Source organism: Sphingobium olei, assembly GCF_042678845.1.
In the GTDB taxonomy this organism is placed as follows: domain Bacteria; phylum Pseudomonadota; class Alphaproteobacteria; order Sphingomonadales; family Sphingomonadaceae; genus Sphingobium; species Sphingobium olei.
The window spans coordinates 1-4183 of the sequence record NZ_JBHTLS010000066.1 but is presented as its reverse complement, the minus strand read 5'-3'; the positions used below and the strand labels follow the sequence as shown (position 1 = coordinate 4183).

Genomic DNA, 4183 nt, shown 5'->3' with positions numbered 1-4183 from the left:
GCAGCAGCGCCCGGATGCCTGGCCGCAGGATCACGCTGGCGCCGGAGATCGCAGCGTCCTTGTAACTGCCGACAATGCGCCAGCCTTCACGGGCAGCCTGCTCCCGACAAATCAGGAACTGGTCCTCAATGGAAGCAGGGCTCTGCTTGTCATCGGAATAGCGGGCGTAAAGCGCTGCGCGGGTCATTTCGGTCTCCTCGATCACGGAAAACGTAACATGATCTATTCTTCAGGCCAAATCAGTCGCCCATCGAAGGGACGGAGAATGGACTGCTCCGGTGCGCAGCACATGCCTTTGCCCTTGCTCGGCCATAACCAATAACGGGTTGCATCGTTTGCGGCGGGATCGGCTTTACAATTTCGTGAGAGAGCGTGAACAACAGCGTCTCTGCTCGACATCACAGAATGGCAACATCGAGGGACGGATATGGCGCGAAGAACCAATCATCAATTCCTGGTCCCCATGGACGAGGCCGAATTGGAACGGTGTCTCAAGGTTATCTATGCTGACCGCCTGCCCGGGAATCTTTATCGCTTACTTGCCGAGGACCTGAGCCTCGATCTCGAACAGATTATCTCGTGGGGTGGTCCGCTCATGCCGGTCCCCGCCGAAGTCGCTTGCGGCATCAGGGTCCGCGCCGCGACCGTGAGCGGGGAACTGCCCGAAGCGCAAGAAACCGTCCTCGCGCTGATGAATGTGAGGCTCGTCGTTCGATGGATATCCGAACGCGCCTCGAGAAACGATCTCGCCAAAGTCTTTACTGAACTGGGCCGTCTCATTCATGATCAGCCGCGCGAGAGCCAGGCCTGAATGTTGCTGTTATCGAGGGTAGACCATATCGCACCCCGATAGCGATCCCATCGCAATAGGGTAAGGGAAGCGAGCATCACTCAATCGATGAACTGGCCCCCGTGGCTCCTGGGGATCGCCGGCACTGCGATCATCGTCGTGTTGGTTCAGATCAGAATCTTTTTAAGCTGCCGGGCGCATACGACGATGACTTCTACTGCGTCCCGGCGGCAGTGGAATATATCATCCGCGCACGCACGGCTTGATTCGTTGGCGCCCGGCCCTGCGCAAGCTGGCGAGCGTTTCAGAGCCTTATCTGAGAAGGGGGCTGACGCTTCGCCCATCGACGCAGAGCTGGCATGATCCGCCGCGCCTTTATCGAATAGTCGACGACCTCCTGACAAGGCAGAGATTTCGCTGCGGTGCCGAGCATCTCAAACGAGGGAGGGAAGGTGCGGTCAGCGCTGGCGAAAACGACGCGATTGCCTCTCCGTTCAGCTGGAATTGCGATCGCCCGACCATCGAAACTTGCAGCTATGCGACGAACGAGCGTCGCGAAGGCCATGGAATTGTCGCAAAGGTTGGCGACCAACAGGCCGTCAGGACCGAGACGTGCGCGACAGTTATCATAAAAGCCCTGTTGACTGAGTGTCGGGGGAAGGCCTTTACTGTCGAAGCCGTCGATGAACAGGATATCCGGCTTGCCCGCGGACGCAGCGAGATAGTCGGCGCCGTCGGCACAGATGACGCGAAATCTGTGATCGTCCGGCGGAATGTGGAATTGCTGCCGCAGGGCGATCACGTCCGGATCGATCTCGATCACCGTGATCTCGCAATCGGGCAGGGAACGATAGCAGGCCTTGGCGAGGGATCCGCCGCCCAGCCCGATCATCTCGATATGTTTGGGTGCTGCCCTGAACAGCCTGAACCCCATCATCACGCGTGTATAATCGAAGAGGAGATGATCGGGATCACTGACCCGCATGCCGCTCTGAACGGCCGACCAACCGAACAAGAGCGATAGTATGTCTCCAAAGCGAAACAGCATCGGACCGGTTGGCCCGAAGGGTGTGTCCAGCGAAACCGGAATATGTCCGGCGCTCTCATAGCGATCAGGAAGAGCCGAGCCAGGCTCTGGGCGTTCGAGGCGTAAGTCAAAGACGAGATCGTGAAACATATCGAGATCGATGTCCGCAGAGCGCGCGGATACGTCAGTCATTTGCCCACTTTCTTGGGAGTTGCGAGGGGGACTGGCCGGTGATGAAGCCATGACGCCAAAAGCAGTGCCGCGCCCGCGGCGACCCAGACCGCCGAATGCCCCACAAGCCGATAACTCAGCGCACCCAGGATGGCACCCGTCACGAGACCAATCCACAGCAACAAATAGGGCAACCATCCGAAGCGATCGCCGCCCATCAGCGCGGAAAGCAGGCGCTGCCCGAACTTCACCAGCGTGCCGGTCATATAGGTCAGGCCGATCTGAACCTCTCCATCGCGCTCGAAGAGCGCGTTCTCCGCGCCCATCGCCATTGCCAGAACAGCGGCTGCTGCCCAATTCGCGCCGAACATGGCGAGTAGCGCCGCCATCGATAGCATGATCGCGATGAGATATATGAGCGCGCTGTGCCTGGAGTGCTGAATGATCCGGCCACAAAGCGACCCCAGCATGACACCGATCACGAACGAACCGATCAATCCGGCCGCCGTCGCCGCGTCCGAGACATGCGTGCTCAGGCCGACGGCAAGCCGCGTCGAATTCCCGCTCATGAAGGAGACGAAAAAGCCCCCAAGATAGAGGAATCCCAGAGCATCGACATAACCTGCGAGTGCGGCGAAACACGCCGCAAGCCCCCATATTTTTTGGTCGTACCGGTTCATTCAGCGCGATCTTGGCCGGGCGGCCTGCTTCCACCGCCACTCGAAAGATCCCTGTCCCACCGGGCAATTTCCTGGAGGTTGAGGGTTGCAACCCGGTTCAGCCGTGTTGCATCCTCGGTTGCGATCGACCCATTGGCCACGCTATCTCGGATGAAATCCTTCAGCATCATGTTCTGAAGTAGAAGGAACCCCCTGAAACGCTCACTCAGCTTCACGGTAGTTCGTTTGCCTGCGAACTGTCCGCAGTTCCAAGGCAGGCCATGGCCATCGCAAACAAGGCTTCTTCCGCCCGTTCGCGTTGTAATGAATCCGGTGAGGCAAGGTCGGCGCGCAGCCATTGCGGCAAGCGCTTCACCAGCTTTCGGATAGTTTCTCCAAAGGCCGCATCGGGAACGCCCGCGCTCTCCATGGAGGCGAATCCATCTGAATCGTTACTGATACTCAACGCAGCCTCTGACATTCTGAACGGCCGCGATGCCTTCACTCAGGAGCCTATTCACAGTTTAACTCCCTGGTTCACGCACGAAGGCACACGGATACGAACGCCCACCTAGCATATGCAACATCAATTTCAAAGATTGAACTCTGATGTTTGAGACATCATAAAGGGGGATGATTACATCACAGCAGGTACGGGCGGCGCGCGCCTTGCTCGGCATCGACCAGAAGGAATTGGCGGCGCTCGCCGGCGTATCGCTGCCGACGATCCAGCGCATGGAGACCTCCGGCGGGCAGGTGCGGGGCGTTGTGGATTCGCTTGTCAGGGTCATTTCGGCGCTGGAGCGAGCCGGCATCGAACTCATTGGTGACAATGCGCCCAGCCAGGGCAAGGGGCGCGGCGTACGGTTGCGGGACGCGCCCTCCGAACAACGCTGAAGAGAAAAAAGAGCAAGGATTAGATGATGCAGCAGAGCGACGATTATGTTTATGATGAAGCGAGCGGCGAATGGATGAGCGCGGCTGAACTGGCGCATCGTGGCGCGGAAGCTGAGCATGTTGAGGTTCGCGATGCCGTCGGCAATCTGCTGGCGCATGGCGATAGCGTGACCCTCATCAAGGATCTGGTGGTGAAGGGGGCGAACCAGACCCTCAAGCGTGGGACCGTCATTAAATCGATCCGCCTGACCGGGGACGCGCAGGAAATCGATTGTCGGCACGACGGCATCAAGGGGCTCGTGCTGCGTGCGGAATTTGTCCGTAAGCGCTGACGTATAAGGTTACGGCAAAACCCGGAGCCGACGACCGATGATCGTCCGCTTGCACATCCGAAATCAAACGCGGGAGATCATATGAGTGATATCACCGAGCGGGTCATAAAAGTCGTAGTCGAAAATATGGGTGTTTATCCTGACCAGGTGACGCCCGAAGCCAGCTTTCTCAAAGACCTTGGTTGTGAATCGGCGTGCAAAAAGGACCCCGTTAGCGGGGTGATCGGCGTCTAAAAGGGACCCCTCATTTCGATAGCTTAAACAGCCGTCTGGATGTTCAGGCGGCGAGATCGGGATGTTGGTTTTG

Annotated in this window: 8 protein-coding genes; 3 read left to right on the top strand and 5 right to left on the bottom strand. The window is 58.3% G+C overall.

Annotation, left to right across the window (positions count from 1 at the left end; all coding sequences use genetic code 11):
• Window positions 1-187, bottom strand: a 187-nt coding sequence (locus ACFQ24_RS04345; protein ID WP_380909206.1) for a recombinase family protein, incomplete at its 3' end; no start/stop codon positions are given.
• Between the two features lie 240 nt (window positions 188-427).
• Between ACFQ24_RS04345 and ACFQ24_RS04340 the strand changes: the two genes are divergently transcribed.
• Window positions 428-811: a hypothetical protein gene (locus ACFQ24_RS04340; protein ID WP_380909259.1), complete on the top strand. Its 384-nt coding sequence runs from the start codon at window positions 428-430 to the stop codon at window positions 809-811.
• A 283-nt stretch (window positions 812-1094) separates the two neighbouring features.
• On the opposite strand, the gene ACFQ24_RS04335 is transcribed toward ACFQ24_RS04340, so the two are convergent.
• The 3 genes from ACFQ24_RS04335 to ACFQ24_RS04325 form a co-directional block, all read right to left on the bottom strand.
• Window positions 1095-2009, bottom strand: a complete 915-nt coding sequence (locus ACFQ24_RS04335) for a fused MFS/spermidine synthase (protein ID WP_380909257.1) — start codon at window positions 2007-2009, stop codon at window positions 1095-1097.
• Entirely contained in the window at window positions 2006-2668 is a 663-nt protein-coding gene (locus ACFQ24_RS04330; protein ID WP_380909255.1) for a YoaK family protein, read from the bottom strand. Before ACFQ24_RS04330 ends, ACFQ24_RS04335 begins: the two co-directional genes overlap by 4 nt.
• Window positions 2669-2879: 211 nt before the next feature.
• A complete protein-coding gene (locus ACFQ24_RS04325; RefSeq protein ID WP_380909253.1) occupies window positions 2880-3077 on the bottom strand; it encodes a hypothetical protein in 198 nt (65 codons plus the stop codon).
• A gap of 203 nt (window positions 3078-3280) precedes the next feature.
• On the opposite strand from ACFQ24_RS04325, the gene ACFQ24_RS04320 reads away from it, so the two are divergent.
• On the top strand, window positions 3281-3544 hold the full coding sequence (locus ACFQ24_RS04320) for a helix-turn-helix domain-containing protein (protein ID WP_380909251.1): 264 nt from the start codon (window positions 3281-3283) through the stop codon (window positions 3542-3544).
• A gap of 26 nt (window positions 3545-3570) precedes the next feature.
• On the top strand, window positions 3571-3876 hold the full coding sequence (locus ACFQ24_RS04315; RefSeq protein ID WP_380909261.1) for an alkylphosphonate utilization protein: 306 nt from the start codon (window positions 3571-3573) through the stop codon (window positions 3874-3876).
• A 63-nt stretch (window positions 3877-3939) separates the two neighbouring features.
• On the opposite strand, the gene ACFQ24_RS04310 is transcribed toward ACFQ24_RS04315, so the two are convergent.
• Window positions 3940-4183, bottom strand: a 244-nt coding sequence (locus ACFQ24_RS04310; protein WP_380909249.1) for a hypothetical protein, incomplete at its 5' end; no start/stop codon positions are given.

What these genes read in the sequence shown, in the direction of transcription:
- ACFQ24_RS04320 (WP_380909251.1), top strand. Translation starts at nt 3,281, where the DNA reads ATGATTACATCACAGCAGGTACGGGCGGCGCGCGCCTTGCTCGGCATC.
- ACFQ24_RS04330 (WP_380909255.1), bottom strand. Translation starts at nt 2,668, where the DNA reads ATGAACCGGTACGACCAAAAAATATGGGGGCTTGCGGCGTGTTTCGCC.
- ACFQ24_RS04315 (WP_380909261.1), top strand. Translation starts at nt 3,571, where the DNA reads ATGCAGCAGAGCGACGATTATGTTTATGATGAAGCGAGCGGCGAATGG.
- ACFQ24_RS04325 (WP_380909253.1), bottom strand. Translation starts at nt 3,077, where the DNA reads ATGGAGAGCGCGGGCGTTCCCGATGCGGCCTTTGGAGAAACTATCCGA.
- ACFQ24_RS04340 (WP_380909259.1), top strand. Translation starts at nt 428, where the DNA reads ATGGCGCGAAGAACCAATCATCAATTCCTGGTCCCCATGGACGAGGCC.
- ACFQ24_RS04335 (WP_380909257.1), bottom strand. Translation starts at nt 2,009, where the DNA reads ATGACTGACGTATCCGCGCGCTCTGCGGACATCGATCTCGATATGTTT.